Annotated in this window: 20 protein-coding genes and 3 pseudogenes; 11 read left to right on the top strand and 12 right to left on the bottom strand. The window is 71.2% G+C overall.

Annotation, left to right across the window (positions count from 1 at the left end):
- Positions 1-88: 88 nt before the first annotated feature.
- From OG607_RS36310 to OG607_RS36300, 3 genes are read left to right on the top strand one after another with little or no spacing between them, the layout of a single operon-like run.
- Positions 89-1612, top strand: coding sequence for a TldD/PmbA family protein (locus OG607_RS36310; protein WP_405732775.1), 1524 nt, complete (start codon positions 89-91; stop codon positions 1610-1612).
- The gene (locus OG607_RS36305; protein WP_405732772.1) at positions 1609-3003 is read left to right on the top strand and encodes a metallopeptidase TldD-related protein; all 1395 of its coding nucleotides are present in this window, start codon (positions 1609-1611) and stop codon (positions 3001-3003) included. Before OG607_RS36310 ends, OG607_RS36305 begins: the two co-directional genes overlap by 4 nt.
- 13 nt (positions 3004-3016) lie before the next feature.
- On the top strand, positions 3017-3568 hold the full coding sequence (locus OG607_RS36300; RefSeq protein ID WP_405732769.1) for an RNA 2'-phosphotransferase: 552 nt from the start codon (positions 3017-3019) through the stop codon (positions 3566-3568).
- Positions 3569-3589: 21 nt separating this feature from the next.
- On the opposite strand, the gene OG607_RS36295 is transcribed toward OG607_RS36300, so the two are convergent.
- The gene (locus OG607_RS36295; RefSeq protein ID WP_405732766.1) at positions 3590-3865 is read right to left on the bottom strand and encodes a GlsB/YeaQ/YmgE family stress response membrane protein; all 276 of its coding nucleotides are present in this window, start codon (positions 3863-3865) and stop codon (positions 3590-3592) included.
- A 220-nt stretch (positions 3866-4085) separates the two neighbouring features.
- Here OG607_RS36295 and OG607_RS36290 point away from each other — a divergent pair, with 220 nt between their 5' ends.
- Together OG607_RS36290 and OG607_RS36285 are read left to right on the top strand one after the other, a co-directional pair.
- Entirely contained in the window at positions 4086-4457 is a 372-nt protein-coding gene (locus tag OG607_RS36290; protein ID WP_405732763.1) for a DUF3099 domain-containing protein, read from the top strand.
- 231 nt (positions 4458-4688) lie between these two features.
- A complete protein-coding gene (locus OG607_RS36285) occupies positions 4689-4931 on the top strand; it encodes a hypothetical protein (RefSeq protein ID WP_405732760.1) in 243 nt (80 codons plus the stop codon).
- Here the strand turns inward: OG607_RS36285 and moaA are convergent.
- The 3 genes from moaA to OG607_RS36270 form a co-directional block, all read right to left on the bottom strand.
- Positions 4914-5906, bottom strand: coding sequence for a GTP 3',8-cyclase MoaA (moaA, locus tag OG607_RS36280; RefSeq protein ID WP_405732757.1), 993 nt, complete (start codon positions 5904-5906; stop codon positions 4914-4916). The two genes, OG607_RS36285 and moaA, sit on opposite strands and share 18 nt — an antisense overlap.
- Positions 5907-6023: 117 nt before the next feature.
- A complete protein-coding gene (locus OG607_RS36275; protein ID WP_405732755.1) occupies positions 6024-7649 on the bottom strand; it encodes a cation acetate symporter in 1626 nt (541 codons plus the stop codon).
- Between the two features lie 2 nt (positions 7650-7651).
- Positions 7652-8059 (bottom strand): DUF485 domain-containing protein, encoded by a 408-nt coding sequence (locus OG607_RS36270; protein ID WP_405732752.1) that lies wholly within the window; start codon positions 8057-8059, stop codon positions 7652-7654.
- Between the two features lie 420 nt (positions 8060-8479).
- Here OG607_RS36270 and OG607_RS36265 point away from each other — a divergent pair, with 420 nt between their 5' ends.
- Positions 8480-10033 (top strand): S8 family serine peptidase, encoded by a 1554-nt coding sequence (locus OG607_RS36265; protein ID WP_405732749.1) that lies wholly within the window; start codon positions 8480-8482, stop codon positions 10031-10033.
- 103 nt (positions 10034-10136) lie between these two features.
- Here the strand turns inward: OG607_RS36265 and OG607_RS36260 are convergent, their stop codons facing one another.
- Positions 10137-10850, bottom strand: coding sequence for a VIT family protein (locus tag OG607_RS36260; protein WP_405732747.1), 714 nt, complete (start codon positions 10848-10850; stop codon positions 10137-10139).
- Positions 10851-10893: 43 nt separating this feature from the next.
- Positions 10894-11067, bottom strand: a pseudogene (locus OG607_RS36255) (amidohydrolase); the annotation flags it as partial.
- A 13-nt stretch (positions 11068-11080) separates the two neighbouring features.
- On the opposite strand from OG607_RS36255, the pseudogene OG607_RS36250 reads away from it, so the two are divergent.
- Positions 11081-11257 (top strand): annotated as a pseudogene (locus OG607_RS36250) (amidohydrolase family protein); the annotation flags it as partial.
- On the opposite strand, the pseudogene OG607_RS36245 reads toward OG607_RS36250, so the two are convergent.
- Positions 11254-12898 (bottom strand): annotated as a pseudogene (locus OG607_RS36245) (IS200/IS605 family accessory protein TnpB-related protein). The pseudogenes OG607_RS36250 and OG607_RS36245 overlap by 4 nt on opposite strands.
- A gap of 466 nt (positions 12899-13364) precedes the next feature.
- Between OG607_RS36245 and OG607_RS36240 the strand changes: the two are divergent.
- The 4 genes from OG607_RS36240 (at position 13365) to OG607_RS36225 (ending at position 17415) form a co-directional block, all read left to right on the top strand.
- A complete protein-coding gene (locus tag OG607_RS36240; protein ID WP_405732744.1) occupies positions 13365-14372 on the top strand; it encodes a DEDDh family exonuclease in 1008 nt (335 codons plus the stop codon).
- Between the two features lie 96 nt (positions 14373-14468).
- Complete coding sequence (locus OG607_RS36235; protein WP_405732741.1) at positions 14469-14723, top strand: hypothetical protein; 255 nt, start codon at positions 14469-14471, stop codon at positions 14721-14723.
- Positions 14724-14771: 48 nt separating this feature from the next.
- Entirely contained in the window at positions 14772-15602 is an 831-nt protein-coding gene (locus tag OG607_RS36230) for an SURF1 family protein (protein ID WP_405732739.1), read from the top strand.
- A 25-nt stretch (positions 15603-15627) separates the two neighbouring features.
- On the top strand, positions 15628-17415 hold the full coding sequence (locus tag OG607_RS36225; protein ID WP_405732737.1) for a glycoside hydrolase family 15 protein: 1788 nt from the start codon (positions 15628-15630) through the stop codon (positions 17413-17415).
- 21 nt (positions 17416-17436) lie between these two features.
- Here the strand turns inward: OG607_RS36225 and amaP are convergent, their stop codons facing one another.
- Genes amaP through OG607_RS36200 form a run of 5 tightly spaced genes read right to left on the bottom strand, consistent with a single transcriptional unit; the run spans position 17437 to position 19604 of the window.
- Positions 17437-17994 (bottom strand): alkaline shock response membrane anchor protein AmaP, encoded by a 558-nt coding sequence (amaP, locus tag OG607_RS36220; RefSeq protein WP_405732736.1) that lies wholly within the window; start codon positions 17992-17994, stop codon positions 17437-17439.
- 6 nt (positions 17995-18000) lie between these two features.
- A complete protein-coding gene (locus OG607_RS36215) occupies positions 18001-18621 on the bottom strand; it encodes a DUF6286 domain-containing protein (protein WP_405732733.1) in 621 nt (206 codons plus the stop codon).
- Positions 18618-18983 (bottom strand): hypothetical protein, encoded by a 366-nt coding sequence (locus OG607_RS36210; protein WP_405732730.1) that lies wholly within the window; start codon positions 18981-18983, stop codon positions 18618-18620. The genes OG607_RS36215 and OG607_RS36210 overlap by 4 nt, the downstream gene beginning before the upstream one ends.
- Before the next feature lie 10 nt (positions 18984-18993).
- On the bottom strand, positions 18994-19176 hold the full coding sequence (locus tag OG607_RS36205; RefSeq protein WP_405732727.1) for a hypothetical protein: 183 nt from the start codon (positions 19174-19176) through the stop codon (positions 18994-18996).
- The gene (locus OG607_RS36200; RefSeq protein ID WP_405737265.1) at positions 19176-19604 is read right to left on the bottom strand and encodes an Asp23/Gls24 family envelope stress response protein; all 429 of its coding nucleotides are present in this window, start codon (positions 19602-19604) and stop codon (positions 19176-19178) included. Before OG607_RS36200 ends, OG607_RS36205 begins: the two co-directional genes overlap by 1 nt.
- Positions 19605-19607: the final 3 nt, after the last annotated feature.

Below are 19607 nucleotides of genomic sequence, written 5' to 3'. Positions count from 1 at the left end.
GCCCGACCGTCGGCGCGGCATGATTCACTTCGGGAAAGCTGTGGATGTGTCCGTGGACGTGTCGCGTGGGCGAGAAGGGGAGGCCTCCGTGCCCCATGAGATCGATCAGTCATTTCTGGCGCTGCCGCTGCGCGCGCTGGCCGACGCGGCGCTCGCGCGCGCTCGCGCACTGGGCGCGGAGCACGCCGACTTCCGGTTCGAGCGGGTGCGCGGCGCGTCGCTGCGGCTGCGCGACGGCAAGCCGTCGGGGTCGTCGGACAGTACGGACGCCGGCTACGCGGTGCGGGTCGTGCACGGCGGGGCCTGGGGGTTCGCGTCCGGGGTGGACCTGACGATGGACGCGGCGGCCCGGGTGGCGGGGCAGGCGGTGGCGATGGCGAAGCTGTCTGCGAAGGTCATCGCGGCGGCGGGGGCGGACGAGCGGGTGGAGCTGGCGCCGGAGCCGGTGCACGAGGACCGGGTGTGGGTGTCGGCATACGACATCGACCCGTTCGGGGTGCCTGACGTGGAGAAGACCGGGCTGCTGGCGGAGTGGAGCGGGCGGCTGCTGGCGGCGGAGGGCGTGTCGCATGTGGACGCGTCGTTGATGACGGTCCATGAGAACAAGTTCTACGCGGACACGGCGGGCACCACCACGACGCAGCAGCGGGTGCGAGTGCATCCGCAGCTGACGGCGGTCGCGGTGGACGAGAGCTCGGGCGAGTTCGACTCGATGCGCACGCTCGCGCCGCCGGTCGGGCGGGGCTGGGAGTATCTGACCGGCACCGGGTGGGACTGGGACACCGAGCTCGAGCGGATCCCGGCGCTGCTGGCGGAGAAGATGCGGGCACCCTCGGTGGAGGCCGGCGCCTACGACCTGGTGGTGGATCCGTCCAATCTGTGGCTGACCATCCATGAGTCGATCGGGCACGCGACGGAACTGGACCGCGCGCTCGGCTACGAGGCGGCGTACGCGGGGACCTCGTTCGCGACCTTCGACCAGCTGGGCAAGCTCAAGTACGGCTCCGAGCTGATGAATGTGACCGGCGACCGGACCGCGGAGCACGGGCTGGCGACGATCGGGTACGACGACGAGGGCGTGGCCGGGCAGTCCTGGGACCTGGTGAAGGACGGGACGCTGGTCGGGTATCAGCTGGACCGGCGGATCGCGAAGCTGACGGGCTTCGAGCGGTCCAACGGCTGTGCGTACGCGGACTCCCCGTCGCATGTGCCGGTGCAGCGGATGGCGAACGTGTCGCTGGCGGCGGCCCCTGACGGGCCGTCGACGGATGAACTGATCGGGGGCGTCGAGCGCGGGATCTATGTGGTCGGCGACCGGTCGTGGTCGATCGACATGCAGCGCTACAACTTCCAGTTCACCGGACAGCGGTTCTTCCGGATCGAGAACGGCCGGCTGGCGGGGCAGCTGCGCGATGTGGCCTACCAGGCCACGACCACCGACTTCTGGGGCTCGATGGAGGCGGTCGGCGGCCCGCAGACATACGTCCTCGGCGGTGCCTTCAACTGCGGCAAGGCACAGCCGGGGCAGGTCGCGGCGGTGTCGCACGGCTGCCCGTCCGCGCTGTTCCGCGGCGTCAACATCCTCAACACCACGCAGGAGGCGGGCCGATGAGCATCGTCACGTCCAAGCCGTACGAGATCGTCGAGCGCGCCCTGGAGCTCTCCCGGGCCGACGGCACGGTCGTCATCGCCGACGAGGAGTCCACCGCCAATCTCCGCTGGGCGGGCAACGCGCTGACGACCAACGGTGTGACCCGGGGCCGCACGCTCACCGTCATCGCGTCGGTCAACGGCGCGCAGGGCACGGCCTCGGGTGTGGTGTCCCGGGCCGCGGTGACCGATGACGAGCTGGAGCCGCTGGTGCGGGCGGCGGAGGCGGCGGCACGGGACGCCGGGCCGGCCGAAGACGCGCAGCCGCTGGTGGCCGGGGTGCCGGCGTCGGCGGACTTCACGGACGCGCCGGCCGAGACCTCCTCGGAGGTCTTCGCGGCCTTCGCGCCCGCGCTGGGCGAGGCCTTCGCGGCGGCCCGGGCCGGCGGGCGCCGGCTGTACGGCTTCGCGTACCACTCGGTGACATCCACCTATCTCGGGACCTCGACCGGGCTGCGGCTGCGGCACGACCAGCCGAGCGGCACTTTGGAACTCAACGCCAAGTCCGAGGACCTCACGCGCTCCGCGTGGGCCGGCGCCGGGACCCGGGACTTCAAGGACGTCGACCCCGGCGAGCTCGCCGCCGAACTGGCGCAGCGGCTGGCCTGGGCGGAGCGCCGCGTCGAGCTGCCCGCCGGGCGGTACGAGACGCTGCTGCCGCCGTCCGCCGTGGCCGACCTGCTGATCTACCAGCAGTGGTCGTCGGCCGCCCGGGACGCGCACGAGGGCCGCACCGTCTTCAGCAAGCAGGGCGGCGGCACCCGGGTCGGCGAGAAGCTGTCCGAGCTGCCGCTCACGCTGCGCAGCGACCCGGCCGAGCCGGGCCTGGAGTCGGCGCCCTTCGTGATCGCGCACTCCTCGGGCGACGCCTCGTCGGTGTTCGACAACGGGCTGCCCGTCGGACCGGTGGACTGGATGCGCGACGGTGTGCTGCAGCGGCTGCTCACCACCCGGCACAGCGCGGGTCTGACCGGGCTGCCGGTCGCACCCGCCGGCGGCAACCTGCTGCTGGACGGGGGCGGGAAGCGGTCGCTGGAGGAGCTGGTCGCGGACACCGAGCGCGGGCTGCTGCTCACGTGCCTGTGGTACATCCGCGAGGTCGATCCGGCGACACTGCTGCTGACCGGGCTGACCCGGGACGGGGTCTACCTCGTGGAGAACGGCGAGGTGACGGGCGCCGTCAACAACTTCCGGTTCAACGAGTCGCCGGTGGACCTGCTCGGGCGGGTCACGGAGATCGGACGCACCGAGCGGACGCTGCCGCGTGAGTGGAGCGACTGGTTCACGCGGGCGGCGTTCCCGGCGATGCGGGTGCCGGACTTCAACATGAGCTCGGTCAGCAAGGGGGTCTGACGAGGAAATGGTCATGGACGAGAAGCGCACGGTCCGGACGTCGAAGTTCCTGTCGCGCGTGCTCCGGCACGACCCGGGATCGATCGGCGTCGTCCTCGACGAGGGCGGCTGGGTGGATGTCGGCGAGCTGCTCGCCGCGGCCGCCCGGGCCGGCCGGCGCTTCTCCCGGGCCGAGCTCGACCATGTCGTCGCCACCAACAACAAGAAGCGCTTCGCCTTCTCCGACGACGGCCTCCGCATCCGGGCCAGCCAGGGCCATTCCGTCGAGGTCGACCTCGGCCTCGCCGCCGTCGAGCCGCCCTCCGTGCTCTACCACGGCACCGCGACCACGACCCTGCCCGTCGTCCTGCGCGAAGGGCTGAAGCCCATGTCCCGCCAGGACGTCCACCTGTCCGCGGACCTGGAAACGGCCGTCCGCGTCGGCTCCCGCCACGGCCGCCCCGTCGTACTGGTCGTGGACGCGGCCGCGCTGTCCTCCGACGGCCACGCCTTCCGCCTCAGCGCGAACGGCGTCTGGCTCACCGACCGGGTGCCGCCGACGCATCTGCGGCAGCACCCGGGGTGAGCCGCCCACCCGCCCGCCCGCTCAGGTGGTCTGCTTCTCGCCCCTGATCATGGCCCACAGCGGCGTCCCCAGGGCGACGATCAGCACCGCACCCGCCAGCTGGAGCGCGTGCCTGCCCCAGTCGATGCCCTTGGTCTCGTCGATGCCGATCCAGGCCGCGACGGCGTTGCCCAGGATGCTGCCCAGGATGCCGAAGATCGTGGTCAGCCACAGCGGGATGTTCTGCTTTCCCGGCAGAATGGCCTTGGCGATCAGACCCAGCACCAGACCGACGATGATCGCCCACAACCAGCTCATTGCCTTGCCTCCTCGCGTACGGGCTGCGAATGGCGGCCCGTAGCGACAGTGTGCGGCGGGGTGCCGTACGCCGCATGCCGGGGGCGGCCGTACGCCGTACGGCGGGGTGGCGGCGCGGGAGGTGGCGCGTACCCGGTCTCGAATGCGGCGGACGCGCGGCGTAACGTGGATGTGACCGGACCGGGGAGCATCCGGCAGGTGGAGCAGGTGGTGGAACGTGATGCGGAAGCACATCCGCCCCGAGGTCGTCCGGATCACCGGGGCCCGGGTCGGGCTGAGCGAGGATGTGCGGGGCAGGCAGCGGCGCTACATCATCTCGATGTCGGTGCGCACGGTGTCGTTCATCCTCTTCGTCGCCCTGTGGAACGTGTCGCGGCCGCTGGGCTGGATCGCGTTGGTCCTGGGGCTGCTGTTGCCCTACGTGGCCGTGGTGGTCGCCAACGCCGGGCGGGAGAACGCCCCGTCGCTTCCGTCGACCTTCGTCTCGGCGCCGCCGCGGCCGATGCTGGAGCGCGGCAAGGGGGAGGCGGAGAACCTCCCGGCGGATCCGGGCACGGAGGAGCAGGCCTCGCCGCGCACCGGACAGCCGTGATCCGGAGGGTGTGGAGGGTGGGTCCAGGGCAAGTCCGGACCAAGTCCGGGGCGAGTGGAAAGCTCAAGAAAAGCTCAGATCAATCATGGGGATCCACTCCTCCCACGGGCTATCCGCGTGACATACTTCGTACGCGCTCCGCATCCCCCGTCGGAGCGACGGACCGACGCCGGGCGGCTCCCCCCGTGGCTGCCCGGCGTCGCCATGTCTGCGCCATGTTTACTGGTGCTCGTGACTGACGAAGCGCCGATCTGCTCGGCCAAGGGCTGCCGCTCCACCGCTGTGTGGGTGCTGGCGTGGAACAACCCCAAACTGCACACGCCGGAGCGGCGGAAGACCTGGCTGGCGTGCGAGGAGCACCGCGAGCACCTGTCGAAATTCCTGGGCGTGCGGGGCTTCCTCAAGGACGTCGTGGCCTTTGAGGACTGGCAGGAGCAGGACCCGCAGGGCCCCGGCTCAGCCGCCGATCGCTGACATCGGGCGCTCGGGCTGCTGGAAGGCGACCGGGTCGTCGAGACCGGAGCCGGCCTTCTTGCCCCACATCGCCTTCTTCCACAACTCGGCCATCTCCTCGTCGCCGGCCCCGTCGCGCAGCGGGCCGCGAAGGTCGGATTCCTCGCGGGCGAACAGGCAGTTGCGGATCTGGCCGTCCGCGGTGAGCCGGGTCCGGTCGCAGGCCCGGCAGAAGGGGCGGGTGACGGAGGCTATGACGCCGACGCGGGCGGGGCCGCCGTCGACCAGCCAGCGCTCGGCGGGGGCGTGGCCGCGGGCGGCATCGGGCTCAGGAGTGAGGGTGAAGCGACCGCCGAGGCTGGTGAGGATCTCGTCGGCGGTGACCATGTCGTCGCGCTGCCAGCCGTGCTGGGCGTCGAGCGGCATCTGCTCGATGAAGCGCAGTTCGTAGCCGTGGTCGAGGGCCCACTGGAGCAACTCGGGGGCCTCGTCGTCGTTGATGCCCCGCATCAGCACGGTGTTGACCTTGACCGGGGTCAGTCCGGCGTCACGGGCGGCCTCCAGGCCGCGTATGACGTCGTCGTGGCGCTTGCGGCGGGTGAGGGTCTGGAAGACGTCGGGGCGCAGGGTGTCGAGGGAGACATTGACCCGGTTCAGGCCCGCGTCGCGCAGCGCGGCCGCCGTACGGGCCAGGCCGATGCCGTTGGTGGTCAGGGACATCCTGGGCCGGGGCTCCAGGGCGGCGCAGCGCTCGACTATGCCGACGACGCCGGGGCGGAGCAGCGGTTCGCCGCCGGTGAAGCGGACGTCCTTGACGCCGAGCAGTGTGACGGCGATCCGTACCATCCGGACGATTTCGTCATCGGTGAGGAGGTCGGGTTTGCCGAGCCACTGGAGGCCTTCCTCGGGCATGCAGTACGTGCAGCGCAGATTGCAGCGGTCGGTGAGGGAGACGCGCAGGTCAGTGGCGATGCGGCCGTACGTGTCGAGCAGCATGATGTCGCCTCCTGCGTGGGTTCGGGCCCTGGGCGCGGCCGGACCCGCCCCGTAGTAGAGAGCCTACGCGACGGGTCCGACACTCAACAGTCTGTTGAATTCAGGGCTGCCCCGTGATCAGTGCGCACCCGCTCCCGTGAGGGCGCGCACCTCCAGCTCCTTGTACTTCTCGGCGTCCGGCTGCTCACCGGACAGGACCGTGCCCAGCCAGCCGAGGGCGAAGCCGAGCGGGATCGAGACGATGCCGGGGTTGGTGAGCGGGAACCAGTGGAAGTCGCTGCCGGAGAAGAGGGAGTCGGGGGCTCCGGAGACCACCGGGGAGAAGACCACCAGGACCACCGCCGAGATCAGGCCGCCGTAGATCGACCAGACCGCGCCCTGGGTCTTGAAGCCCTTCCAGTAGAGGCTGTAGAGGATCGTCGGGAGATTGGCGGAGGCCGCGACCGCGAAGGCGAGGGCGACAAGGGCGGCGGCGTTGAGCTTGGTGGCGTACATGCCGAGCACAATGGCCACGGCGCCGATCACCACGGCCGCGATCTTGGCCACCATGACCTCGTTCTTCTCGCTGGTCTCCCCCTTGCGGATCACATTCGCCCACAGGTCGTGGGCGAAGGAGGCCGACGAGGCCAGAGTGAGCCCGGCGACGACGGCCAGGATGGTCGCGAAGGCGACCGCCGAGATCACCGCCAGCAGGATGGCGCCCCAGGTGGAGCCCGCGCCGCCGCCGACGGCCTCGGCGAGCTGCGGGGCGGCGGTGTTGCCGGACTTGTCGACGGCGGTGATGTTCGCCGCGCCGACCAGGGCGGCGGCGCCGAAGCCGAGCGCGATGGTCATCAGGTAGAAGCAGCCGATGATGCCGATCGCCCAGTTCACGGATTTACGGGCGGCCTTGGCGGTGGGGACCGTGTAGAAGCGCACCAGGATGTGCGGGAGGCCGGCGGTGCCCAGGACGAGGGCGAGGCCGAGCGAGATGAAGTTGATTTTGCTGGTGCTGTCGATGCCGTACTTCATCCCCGGCTCCAGGAACTTCGAGCCGTGGCCGCTCTTCTCGGCGGCGGCGCCGAGGAGGGAGGAGATGTTCCAGTTGAACTTGTTGAGCACCAGGATCGTGATCAGCAGGGTGCCCAGGATCAGCATCACGGCCTTGATGATCTGCACCCAGGTGGTGCCCTTCATGCCGCCGATGGTGACGTAGAGGACCATCACGATGCCCACGAGCGCGACGATCAGCCGCTTGGGGCCGTCGCCGGTGACGCCGAGCAGCAGCGAGACGAGCGCGCCCGCGCCGACCATCTGGGCCAGCAGATAGAAGATCGACACGACGATGGTGGAGGTGCCGGCCGCCGTACGGACCGGGCGCTGCCTGAGCCGGAAGGCGAGGACGTCGGCCATCGTGAAGCGGCCGGAGTTGCGCAGCGGTTCGGCGACCAGGAGCAGGGCGACGAGCCAGGCGACGAGGAAGCCGATCGAGTAGAGGAAGCCGTCGTAGCCGACCAGGGCGATGGCGCCGGCGATGCCGAGGAACGAAGCGGCGGACATGTAGTCGCCGGAGATCGCCAGGCCGTTCTGGAGGCTTGTGAAGGAGCGGCCGCCGGCGTAGAAGTCGGTGGCGTCCTTGGTCTGCCGTCCGGCCCAGACGGTGATGGCGAGGGTCGCGGCGACGAAGACCGCGAACAGGCTGATGATCAGGGCCCGGTGCTCGCTCGCGGTGGCGGCACCGAGGAAGACGGTGTGCGATTCCATGCTCAGACACCCTCTTCTTCCGTGGTCGGGGCGGCGGTTGGGGCGGTCGTTGGGGCGGTGTTCTCCAGCTGCGCCTTGAGTGCCTGCGCGCCCGGGTCGAGCTTGGCGGTCGCGTGGCGGGAGTAGAGCCAGGCGATGAGGAAGGTGGTGGCGAACTGGGCGAGGCCCAGGACGAAGGCGACATTGATGTGGCCCACGACCTTGGTGCCCATGAAACCGTCGGCGTAGCTGGAGAGCACCACGTACAGCAGGTACCAGGTGATGAAGCCGACGGTGACGGGGAAGGCGAAGGCCCGGTTGGAGCGGCGGAGTTGAGCGAACTCCGCACTCGCCTGGACCTCGGAGTAGGAAGCTGGGCTGGGAGTCGGGGTAGGCGAGCCCGGAGCGGCTGAAGGTCGTGCGGAATCCACGGTTCCTCCTGTGGGGCGGAGCTGGGCGGCACGGGGACCAGGGCCTGCCCAGCGGATCTTGGCCGGGTCCGCGACGCCTGGCACGGCACCTCGCGGCCTTGCCGGAGTGCCCGCAGGAAACCACCCTGCGGGCATTCCGGCGCCTTGCGATGTACTGCACCGGACGCCGCGGCCTGTCCGGCCAAGATCCGCCGGACAGGCCCTAGCACACTCGACGTGACGTGCGTCACGCAAAGATCGGACCCGCGCATGGTAAGGGCTTGTACATGACCTTCAACAGGGGTCGGCAGAAGGGGAATCCCTGCTTTCCGGCGGGATCCATTGATGAGCCGCTCTGACCAGCGCTAGTTTTCCATCGTCATGTACCTGCCCGATGGCAACCCTGCCGTCCGGACGGGTCGTTGGACGATTGGAGAACCCATGGTCCCGCTGGCTACCCAGCCAGGACGGCGCTCCGGACGGCGTCGGGCGCTCGTGATACCCCTCGGCATCGCGCTGGCGAGTGCGCTGGTCTTCCTGCCGAGCCATGCCTCGGCAGCCACCGCCGGCACCACCGCCACGACCGCCACGGCGGCGGCCGACGGCCCGTTGCTGTCGTACGTGGTCAACACCAGGCCCGATCGCTCCACCATCAGGTCCGTCGAACGGGCGATAGCCGCGGCCGGCGGCCAGGTGGTCATCTCGTACGACAAGATCGGCGTCATCGTCGTCCACTCGGCGAACCCCGACTTCGGCGCGACGATACGCAAGGCGCGCGGCGTGCAGACCGCGGGCGCGACCCGTACCGCCGCGCTGTCCACGGCCTCGACAACCGACGAGGGCGCGCCGGAGGTGCTGAGCGCGGCGGAGGTCGCGAAGGCCGAGGCGGGCGCCACCGACGGGCAGGAGCCGCTGGAGGCCAACCAGTGGGATCTGCGGGCCATCGGCGCCGACAAGGCGGCCAAGATCAACGACGGCAGCCGCAAGGTCACGGTCGCCGTCATCGACACCGGTGTCGATGACACGCACCCGGACATCGCGCCGAACTTCTCCGCCTCCCAGTCCGCGAACTGCGTCGGCGGCGTGGCCGACACCAGCGCGGGCGCCTGGCGTCCCTACGCCCCGACCGCCTACCACGGCACGCACGTGGCCGGCGAGATCGCCGCCGCGCGCAACGGAATCGGCGTCGCGGGCGTGGCCCCGGGTGTGAAGGTCGCCTCGATCAAGGTGGCCGACCCGGACACGCAGCTGTTCTACCCCGAGAGCGTCGTCTGCGCCTTCGTCTTCGCCGCCGACCACGGCATCTCGGTCACCAACAACAGCTACTACATCGATCCCTGGCTCTACAACTGCCTCGACGACCCCGACCAGCGGGCCATCGTCGACGCCGTCAACCGGGCCTCGCTCTACTCCCAGGCCAAGGGCGTCCTCAATGTCGCCTCGGCCGGCAACTCCAACGACGACCTCGACTCCGACGCGATCGTCGACGACTCCAGCCCGGACGACACGACCGCGGTCACCCGCACCATCGACCCGCACACGTGCTTCGACATCCCGACCCAGCTGCCGGGTGTCGCCACCGTCTCGGCGACCGGCGTCCAGAACCTCAAGTCGTACTACTCCAGCTACGGCCTGGGCGTCATCGATGTCGCGGCCCCCGGCGGCGACCGCTACCAGATCCCGGACACCCCGGACGCCAACGGCCGGATCCTGTCCACCCTGCCGGGCAACACGTACGGGTACCTCCAGGGCACCTCGATGGCGAGCCCGCACGTCGCCGCTGTCGCCGCGCTGGTGAAGAGCACCCACCCGCACGCCACCCCGGCGCAGATCCTGCGGATCCTCAAGGCCGAGGCCGTCAACCCCGGCTGCCCGACGGGCCTGTACGACCCGGACGGCAACGGCGTCGCGGACTCCACCTGCACCACGGGCAAGGGGATCAACAGCTTCTACGGCTCCGGCATCGTCAACGCGCTGGCCGCGGTGACGAAGTAGCAGCCGTCCCGGAGCCGTCCCGGCCGTACCGCCTTCAGGCGCTCAGAGCTTCACGAGCGTCCTGAGGGCGGTGCGGACGGGTTGGGCCGGCCCGCTGGCCCGCTCATACGCCCGCGGCTCCCAGCAGGGTCCCCGCGGCGTAGGTCACCGCCATCGCGAGCGCGCCGCCGCCCATGTTGCGCAGGACGGCCGGGCGGACCGGGGCCGAGCCGAGGCGGGCGCTGCCCCAGCCCGCGAAGGCGAGGGCGAGGAGCACCGACACGAAGGTGACCGGCACGCGCAGGGCGGTGGGCGGCAGCACGATGGCGAGCAGGGGAAGCAGCGCGCCGACGGTGAAGGCGAGGAAGCTGGCCCCGGCGGCGTGCCAGGGGTTGGTGAGCTCGTCGGGGTCGATTCCGAGCTCGATCCGCGCATGCGCGCGCAGCGCGTCCCGCTCGGTGTACTGCTCGGCCACCTCAAGGGCCAGTTCGGGGGTGAGGCCGCGGCCTTCCAGCAGGTCGGCCAGTTCGGCGAGCTCGGCGGCCGGCTCGGTCTCCAGCTCGCGCTCCTCCTGCGCGAGGGCGGCTTTCTCCGAGTCGCGCTGGGTGCTTACGGAGACGTACTCCCCCGCCGCCATGGACAGCGACCCGGCCAGCAGTCCGGCGAGCCCGGCGGTGAGCAGGGCGCTGCGGGAGCCGGTGGCCCCGGCGACGCCGACGACCAGGCCCGCCGTCGAGACCACGCCGTCGTTGGCGCCGAGCACGGCGGCCCGCAGCCAGTTGAGCCGGGTGGCGAGGTCACCGTTGTGGGCCTCGTGGTGGTTGGCTTCGTCGCTCACCCCGCGAGGGTAACGGTCGGTGTCCTCACCGGACTCGCCGGACTCACCAGACGCGCACCGAACCGCCCGGCGCGAAGGCGGGGCTGGTGGCGTCCGCCGGAGGCTCCTTCAGCGGCTCTTCCAGTTCAGCCACCGTGGGCCCGGTCCTGGCGGCCATGGCGGCGATCTCGGCGGGCGGCAGGCCCGCGTAGGCGATCCGGAGCCCCTCGCGGGTGTAGGAGGCGGGCCTGGCCAAGTTCGGCGCCGGGCTGGCCAAGGCAATGGGCAAGGGCCCCAGGGCCGTATGGCAGGAGAACTGCTTCGTCGGCGCGAGCTTCATACGGCCCCACGAGGTGCCGCTGCGCGAGCGGATAGGCCTCGACAAGATCATGTGGGGTAGCGACTACCCGCACGACGAGGGCACTTACCGTTCCCATGGACTGAGCGGGAGTAAGTCCTGTTGCCAGAACGCATGCTCAGCCGTGAGCCCCGAACGGTGTTGGGCACACTGGTCCCCCGCTTTCGCTCCACCACCGGGCGGCACGCATCGTGTGCGTGGTCCGGGCAAGTGGGGGCGGGTTTCCTCACGCCTTCGGGTGTCCGGTCGGGCCTGGACGGTCCGATGCCCATGCACATCGCTCTGGTGTGCATGGGGCGGTGTCGTCCGTCGCCGGATCGGATGTCCGAGGGCGCGCCTTCCGACCGCGATGCTCGCCGCATCGTGCCGGGTGGTCTTGCGGGTAGGGGTGGCCAGGGGTTTCTGCCAGTACTGGCCACCCCACCGACTGGTGTAGGCCGGATCGACCGCGACGACCGCCACGTTCTGTTCGGCGGCCATCGACACGAGTCGGGCCTTGAGTTTCGCGGTCGGGAAGCGGGAGATCAGCCGACGGAAGCGTTTGTTGCGGCCGTGCTTCTCCCGGCTCTTGCCGTCAGTGAAGTCGAGGTCCTCGACGGCGATCGCCGTGGCGCCGCAGCGGCGGGTGTAGTGCAGCAGCCGGGTCAGTGCGTGCCGGAGCTGCGCATCCCGGTGATCCGCGCTCCCGGTCAGGTCGTAGAAGAAGCGCTGCGGCTCTCCGGCCGGGTTGCCGTGCACATCGAGTTGCCAGGCGGCGAGGTGATCGTCGTTCATGTCCACCCCCACAACCCCCCGGGCCAGTGCCGCCTCAAGGGGCAGGACGGGGACGGCGGCCCGCTGCCAGGACGCGGTCACATACCAGCGCCCGCGCACCGTGTCGTGGTGGATGCGGTAGCGGACCGCCCGGTCGGCGGTGATCCGGTCGAGCCACTCCTGGCCCCCGGTGCTGGAATGCCACCCGAGCGTCCAGTACGTACCTGCCATGCGGCGCGTTGGCCAGGTGGGCCAGTGGGAGCGGGAGTCGGAGCGAGAGCTGTCCGCTGCCGGTGACGCGGATGGTCTCGTTGCCGAAGCGCTTACCGGACTCCCCGTCCGCGGCCAGGTACATCCGCGCCGCCTGCCACCGCTCCCGCCACATCTCCTCGCTCAGCCCAGCCTCAGCGAGGTGGTGACGGGTGTTCGCCAACCGCTTGCCGCCGCGCACCACCCGCACCCGACCCGCCGCCCAGTCCGCCTCCAGCGCCGCCAGCCGCCCCTTCAGGACGTGCAGGCGACGGGACTTGGCATGCCACTCCGCACGGGATGCATAGCCGCGTACCAGCCCCGCCCATTTGTCGGCCTTGGCACCCAGCGGGCGTGCCAGGCGGGCCTCGATCTGCTCGATCTGCCCCCGCAGCCAGATGATGTGGGCGGCCTGGCCGCGCCGGGCCAGCGCCCACTGATCATGCGTGGCCTTGGTGATACTCCCCGACCAGCGCGACGACGAGCGCCCGGTCAACTCCCGCTTGCGCACCGCCCAGGCGGCGGCATCATGCGCCAAGCCGTGGCGGGACCGGGCCGCGAGATCCCCCGCGGCCAGCGAACCCAGGAAGGCGCCGACCTCACCTAGCACGGCTACGTCCACGTCGGAGACCCGCAACCGGTCCCGGACGGCCACCCCGCAAGGGCCGGGCACCACGAACGACGCCACCAACTCCCGTACCCCGTTCACCCGTTCACCCCCGCTCGGCCGAAGACCCTGTCACGGCAATCAACGAACCCCACCCGCAAAGGTCACCCATTCGACCCAAGAACCTCCGTTCCCCTCCCGAAACGGGCCCGGAAAACACCATCCAGACGACAGGGAAACCTTCTCCGACACGCGGCCGGACAGCCATGTCCTGACCGGCCCGGTACTTACTCACACTCGCCAGAAATCACTTCCGTGCAATGCACCGACAGCAGTTCCCAACCCCCGCCCGCCGCCCGGGCGCCCGGGCGCAGAAGTCGGCGCGCAGCTCGAACTCCCCGGCGGTGGGCGGTGGGGCAGTCAGCGAGCCGCTGGGGAATGGCGGCGGCGCAGACGTAAAGACTCATGCAGGCCCAATACGGAAAGCGGTCGCCCGGGCGCGCAGAGCTACGCTCCGCGAGGCTCCGGCTTCGACCACTGTCAGCGGCGGCCCGTATTGTGTTCCACCATGCACGCGCCCCCGATTCCGCAGCCGCCACAGCCCCAGCCGTGGCCCGAGGCCTACCCCGACGGATACGCCGTCGTGGACGTCGAGACCACCGGCCTGGGCCGCGACGACCGGATAGTGTCCGCCGCCGTCTACCGGCTGGACGCGCGCGGCGATGTGCAGGATCACTGGTACTCCCCCGTCAACCCGCAGCGGGATCCCGGCCCGGTGTGGATCCACGGCCTCACCAGCGCGATGCTCGACGACGCCCCGCTCTTCCCGGAGATCGCCGCCACCCTGGCGGAGCGGCTGGACGGCCGGGTCCTGGTCGCGCACAACGCGGTCTTCGACTGGTCGATGCTGGCCCGCGAGTACGCCCGCGCCAACTCGGCCGCGCCCGTCGAGCACCGGCTGTGCACCATCGTGCTCTCCAAGGAGCTGCGGCTGCCGCTGGCCAACCACAAGCTGGAGTCCCTGGCCGCGCACTACGGCGTCGTGCAGCAGCGCGCCCACCACGCCCTCGACGACGCCCGCGTGCTGGCCGAGGCCTTCCGGCCCAGCCTCCATCTGGCCGCCGAGGCGGGGCTGCGGCTGCCGCTGCACGCCTGCCGGCCGCTGACCGAATGGGCCGACGGCTCCGGAGGCATGTCGGGCCTCAACAACGGCTCGGCCGGCTATCGCTCCACGTACCGGCCGATGAGCTGGCGGCCCTCCCGCAAGCGGCCCTCCTGCCCCTACCCCAACCCGGGGCGGATGCCCGCCGAGGGGCCGCTGACCCAGGGCATGCGGGTCGCCTTCTCCGGTGACACCGCCATAGACCGCGAGCTGCTGGAGGACCGGGCGACCGACGCCGGGCTGCATGTGGCGTCCAGCGTGAGCCGGCTCACCAGCCTGCTCGTCACCAACGACCCGGACTCCCCCAGCAGCAAGGTCACCAAGGCCGGCCAGTTCGGCACCCCGGTCATCGACGAGCGGCGCTTCGTCGAACTGCTGAAGGACGTGGCCCCGGCGCCCGACGTCCACGGCTAGGACACGAAGCAGGCTCTAGCGCCATCCGGGTGGTGCCGCCGCGACGCACCCGGTTTCCGGTTGCCGCGTCCGGCACCGCGCTTCACCCTGGGCCCCATGGCGAGATGTGAAGTTTGCGGCAATGACTACGTAATGAGCTTCGAGGTGCACGCGCAGGGCGCGGTCCATGTCTTCGACAGCTTCGAGTGCGCCATCCACCGGATGGCACCGGTCTGCGAGCACTGCATGGTGCGGATCGTGGGCCATGGCGTCGAGGTCAACGGCAAGTGGTACTGCGGTGGCCACTGCTCCAAGGCGGCCGGAGAGACCGGGATCGTGGACCGCGTGGGCACACTGCCCTCCACCGCGTAACCCTCCCCTACCGACAGGCACCCCACGACCGAGTTGTACGGTCGTGGGGTGTACCGCTTCCTGTTGTCCCGGCAATGGGTGATCCTCACCCTCATCGGCCTGCTCGTGATGCCCACCATGTACAAGCTGGGCTTCTGGCAGCTGCACCGGCACGACCGCAAGGAGGCGACCAACCATGTCATCGACCGGAACCTGGCCGCCCCGGCCGTGCCGGTCGAGTCGCTGACCGGGCCGGGTCGCACCGTGCCGTCCTCGTACCTCTACCGCACGGTCACCCTGCGGGGGCACTACGACGCCGCGCACGAGATGGTCGCCCGGCAGCGGACGGCGGCGGACGGCGACAGCATCGGCTACCACGTGATCACACCGCTGGTGCTGGCGGACGGCAGGGCGGTACTGGTCAACCGGGGCTGGATCGCCGCCGGTGACGACCTCACGACGTTCCCGAAGGTCCCCAAGGCGCCGGGCGGCGAGGTCACCCTCACCGGAAGGCTGCGCCCGGACGAGACGACGGCCGCGACGGGCATCCGCAACCGCGCCGGCCTGCCCGACCGCCAGATCTCGCTGATCAACAGCACCCTGGTCGCCAAGCAGGTCCCCGAGACCCTGGTCGGCGGCTACGTCGAGCTGGCCACCACGGCGCCGAAGCCGGCCGGCGCGCAGCCCGAGCTGATCCCCGAGCCCGGCGACATCAGCTCCGCGCTCAACATGGGGTACGCGATCCAGTGGTGGCTGTTCACCGCCATGGTCCCGGTCGGCTGGGTGATCCTGGTCAGGCGCGAACGCAGGGAACGGCTCGCGGCCCCGCCCGGCGGCAGCGACACCAAGGCGGAACCGGTCCCTGCGGTCGCGTCGCCCCAGCATTCCGGGGCAGGCTAGCGGTATCCGTAGAGAGGCGGGCACCGTGCCAGGACGCATCGAGGACTACGCCGTCATCGGCGACCTGCAGACCGCCGCGCTGGTCGGCAAGAACGGCTCCATCGACTGGCTTTGCCTGCCCCGCTTCGACTCCGCCGCCTGCTTCGCCGCCCTCCTCGGCGACCAGGAGAACGGCCACTGGCGGATCGCCCCGGCCGGCAACGACGGGCCCTGCTCCCGGCGCTCCTACATGGGCGACACCCTCGTGCTGGAGAGCGTCTGGGAGACCGCCGCCGGCGCCGTCAAGGTCATCGACTTCATGCCGCAGCGCGATCGCGCGCCCGATGTCATCCGCATCGTCGAGGGGATCTCCGGCCGGGTCGAGATGAAGGGCGAGCTGCGCCTGCGCTTCGACTACGGCAGCGTCGTCCCCTGGGTGCGGCGCGTCGACGGCCACCGGGTCGCCATCGCCGGACCCGACTCCACGTGGCTGCGCAGCGAGCCCGAGGTGCACACATACGGCAGGGACTTCTGCACGCACTCCGAATTCACGGTCAACGCCGGCGAGCGGGTCGCCTTCGTCCTCACCTGGCATCCCTCGCACGAGAAGCGGCCGGGTCTCGTCCATCCGTACGAGGCGCTGGAGCAGAGCCTCCAGGACTGGGAGAAGTGGGCCTCCCAGTGCCGCTACGACGGGCCGTGGCGAGAGCCGGTGCTCAGGTCGCTGATCACACTGAAGGCCCTCACCTACGGACCCAGCGGGGGCATCGTGGCCGCCGCGACCACCTCCCTGCCCGAGGAGATCCGGGGCGTACGCAACTGGGACTACCGCTACTGCTGGCTGCGCGACGCGACACTGACCCTCAACGCACTGCTGACCAGCGGCTTCCAGCAGGAGGCCGCCGAGTGGCGCGACTGGCTGCTGCGCGCCGTCGCCGGAGACCCGGCCGACCTGCAGATCATGTACGGGATCGCGGGCGAGCGGCGGCTCCCGGAGAGCGAGCTGCCCTGGCTCGACGGCTACGAGGCCTCACTGCCGGTCCGGGTGGGCAACGCGGCCGTCGAGCAGCTCCAACTGGACGTCTACGGCGAGGTACTCGACTCCCTCTACCTCGCGCAGACCTGCGGGCTGAGGGAGAAGAAGCACGCCTGGGCGGTGCAGCGCGCGCTGATGGACTTCCTGGAGAGCAAGTGGCGCGAGCCCGACGAGGGGCTGTGGGAGGTGCGCGGCGAGCGGCAGCACTTCGTGCACTCGAAGGTCATGGCCTGGGTCGCCGCGGACCGCGCGGTGCGCATGCTGGAATTGCGGCCCCAGCTGAAGGGCAACCCGAACCGGTGGCGCGCGATGCGCGAGGCGGTGCACCGCGAGGTGCTGCGCAAGGGCTTCGATCCCGTACGCGGCACCTTCACCCAGTTCTACGGCTCCCGGGAACTCGACGCGGCCACGCTGCTCATCCCGCAGGTCGGCTTCCTCCCGGCGCGGGACCCGCGGGTGGCGGGCACGGTCGAGGCGGTGCGACGGGAACTGGACCACGGCGGGTTCGTGCGGCGCTACACGCTGGAGGAGAGCAGCGTGGACGGCCTGCCGGGCAGTGAGGGGGCCTTCCTGGCCTGCTCCTTCTGGCTGGCCGACGCGTTGCACCGGGTCGGCCGGGAAGGGGAGGCCCGCGAGCTGTTCGAGAAGCTGCTGTCGCTGCGCAACGACGTGGGACTGCTCGCGGAGGAGTGGGACCCGGTGGAGGGGCGGCAGCTGGGGAACTTTCCGCAGGCCTTCAGCCATATCGGGCTGGTGAACACGGCGCTGACACTTTCGGGGGCGGGCGTCGTGCGATAGGCCTTTGCGCCGGCCGGATGGTCAGCTCACGCGCGCGGCGCGATGGCTCACCGCGCGCAGGCGGGCCTCCACCGGCAGGGGGTCGAGGGCCGCGGTGGTGCGGGCGCGGGCGAGGACGGCGGTGTCGAGGTCGGTGAGGAGCGCGCCGGGGTTGGCGTGCGGGGCGAGGGCGAGGAGGAGGCTGGCGGCGGGGGTGCCGCGCCTGCCGGAAAGGGCGGTGTGGGCGCGGGCGACGCCCGGGAGGCGCTCGGCCTCGGCGGCGATGATCTCTTCCAGTGCGCGGCCGCGCAGCACCGCGCCCCGGCCGTCGCCGCTGTCGATGTGGATCTGGCGGAGCCGGCGGTCGCGCAGCTGCGCCAGCAGCCACCACAGAGCACCGACGACCAGTACTCCCAGAGCCCCGATGACGGTGGGCCACCACCAGTCCTCGCTCCGGTAGCGGCGCCGCGTGCCCGCGGTCAGCAGTACGTGGTGCGGCGCTTCGAGCCCTCGGGCCAGCACGGCCAGGCCGACGGCGAGCAGGACGAGCCCGATGAGCCCGAGCAGCAGCCGGTTGACGGTCGTACGACGCATGCGCATTCCGTCTCAGCCTCCTGTCATACGGCGGAGGGACAGGGAGAGCGCCGGCGGGCGGGCCAGGCACAGCTGGCCGAGCCCCTCGGCGAGGGCCACGTCGAGTTCGGCGCGTACGGCGTCGGTGTCGCGGAAGCTGACTTCGGCGCGGACCCGGGCCCGGCGGCGGCTGACGGTGACACGCGCGGACCGGACGCCGGAGATCTCCATCGCCCGGTCGCGCAGGGCGAGTTCGGCGGCGTGCCGGTCGAGGCCGGCCCGCAGGGCGGTGGGGGTGGTGTCCCGGCGCATGGGCAGTACGGCACGCAGCCCGGGGGTGAGGGCGAGCAGGATCAGCCACAGGCCGAGTGCGCAGGCGACGGCGGCGCCCGTGATAACCCAGACGTCGTCCAGGGGGCGGTGGGCCAGTTCGTCGGCGAGGGTGCGGCGCCAGCCCATGCCGGGGCGGCCCGCGCGCACCGCCGCGATGTCGTAGAGCAGCAGTCCTGCCGCGCCGAGCACCACCAGCGCGGTGAGCGCGGCCGGGATCCGGCGGGCGGACCAGAAGCGCCGCGCCGGGGGAATCCGGGGAGCTTCGGGAGCTTCGGGAACCTGGGGGACGTCGGGCACAGGGACGGCTTCCGGTGCGCTCATCGGACCCTCCCCTCGTCGTCGGGATGCGTCGCGGGCGAGTGCAGCCGCTCCACCTCCACGGCCACGTCGGGCACGTCCATCCCGGTCAGCGCCTGTACGCGATCGGCGACATGGAGGCGTACCGAACGGGCCACCGCCCCGATGTCGTTGGGGTAGCCCAGCTCGACCGACAGCCGTACGTACGCGCTCCCGCGCCGCAGCGCGACCGAGGCGTTCGGCCTGGTGCCGATCGGCACGTGCTCGGCCTGGGGCGCGTCGGCCAGCGCGTCACGCGCGGCGCGGGCCGCGATCTTGGCGACGACGCGGTCCGCGATGCGCAGCGAGCCTCGCTCGGCGGGGGGCACGGGCACGGGGACGGTCACTTTCGTACGCTCACCGGCGGCGGTCGCGGCCGCGGAAGAAGTCGCCCAGCTCCAGGTCGCCGTCGAGCAGCCTTCCCGCCACGAATCCGACCGCACCGAGCGCCGCGACCAACAGGAAGGCGGCGAATCCGCCGAAGTACCCGGCGAATCCGAGTGCCATCCCCGCGATCAGGCCCACCACGGAATTGCTCATCACTGGACCCTCTGCTCAGCTTCTTCGTCATCGTCGTCATCGGGCAGCTTCACATCGCCCACGGCGATGTTGACCTCGACGACCTCGAGGCCGGTCATCCGCTCGACCGCCGCGATCACGTTCTCCCGTACCGTACGCGCCACTTCGACGATGGACACGCCGTAGTCCACGACGATGTCCAGATCGAGCGCGGTCTGCACCTCGCCGACCTCCGCCTTGACCCCGCGCGTCTGCGACTTCCCGCCGGGCACCCGGTCCCGTACGGCACCGAAGGTGCGGGACAGGCCCGTGCCGAGGGCATGCACGCCCACCACGTCGCGGGCGGCGAGCCCGGCGATCTTCTCGACGACGCCGTCGGCGATGGTGGTACGTCCCCGGGTGGCCGGGGTCCCCAGCGGCGCGCGCCGTCCCGCCGCGCCCGGGCCCATGCC

Source organism: Streptomyces sp. NBC_01537, from assembly GCF_045040445.1.
Classification (GTDB): Bacteria; Actinomycetota; Actinomycetes; order Streptomycetales; family Streptomycetaceae; genus Actinacidiphila.
The sequence above is the reverse complement of the archived record's forward strand: the minus strand, read 5'-3'. Positions and strand labels throughout refer to the sequence as shown.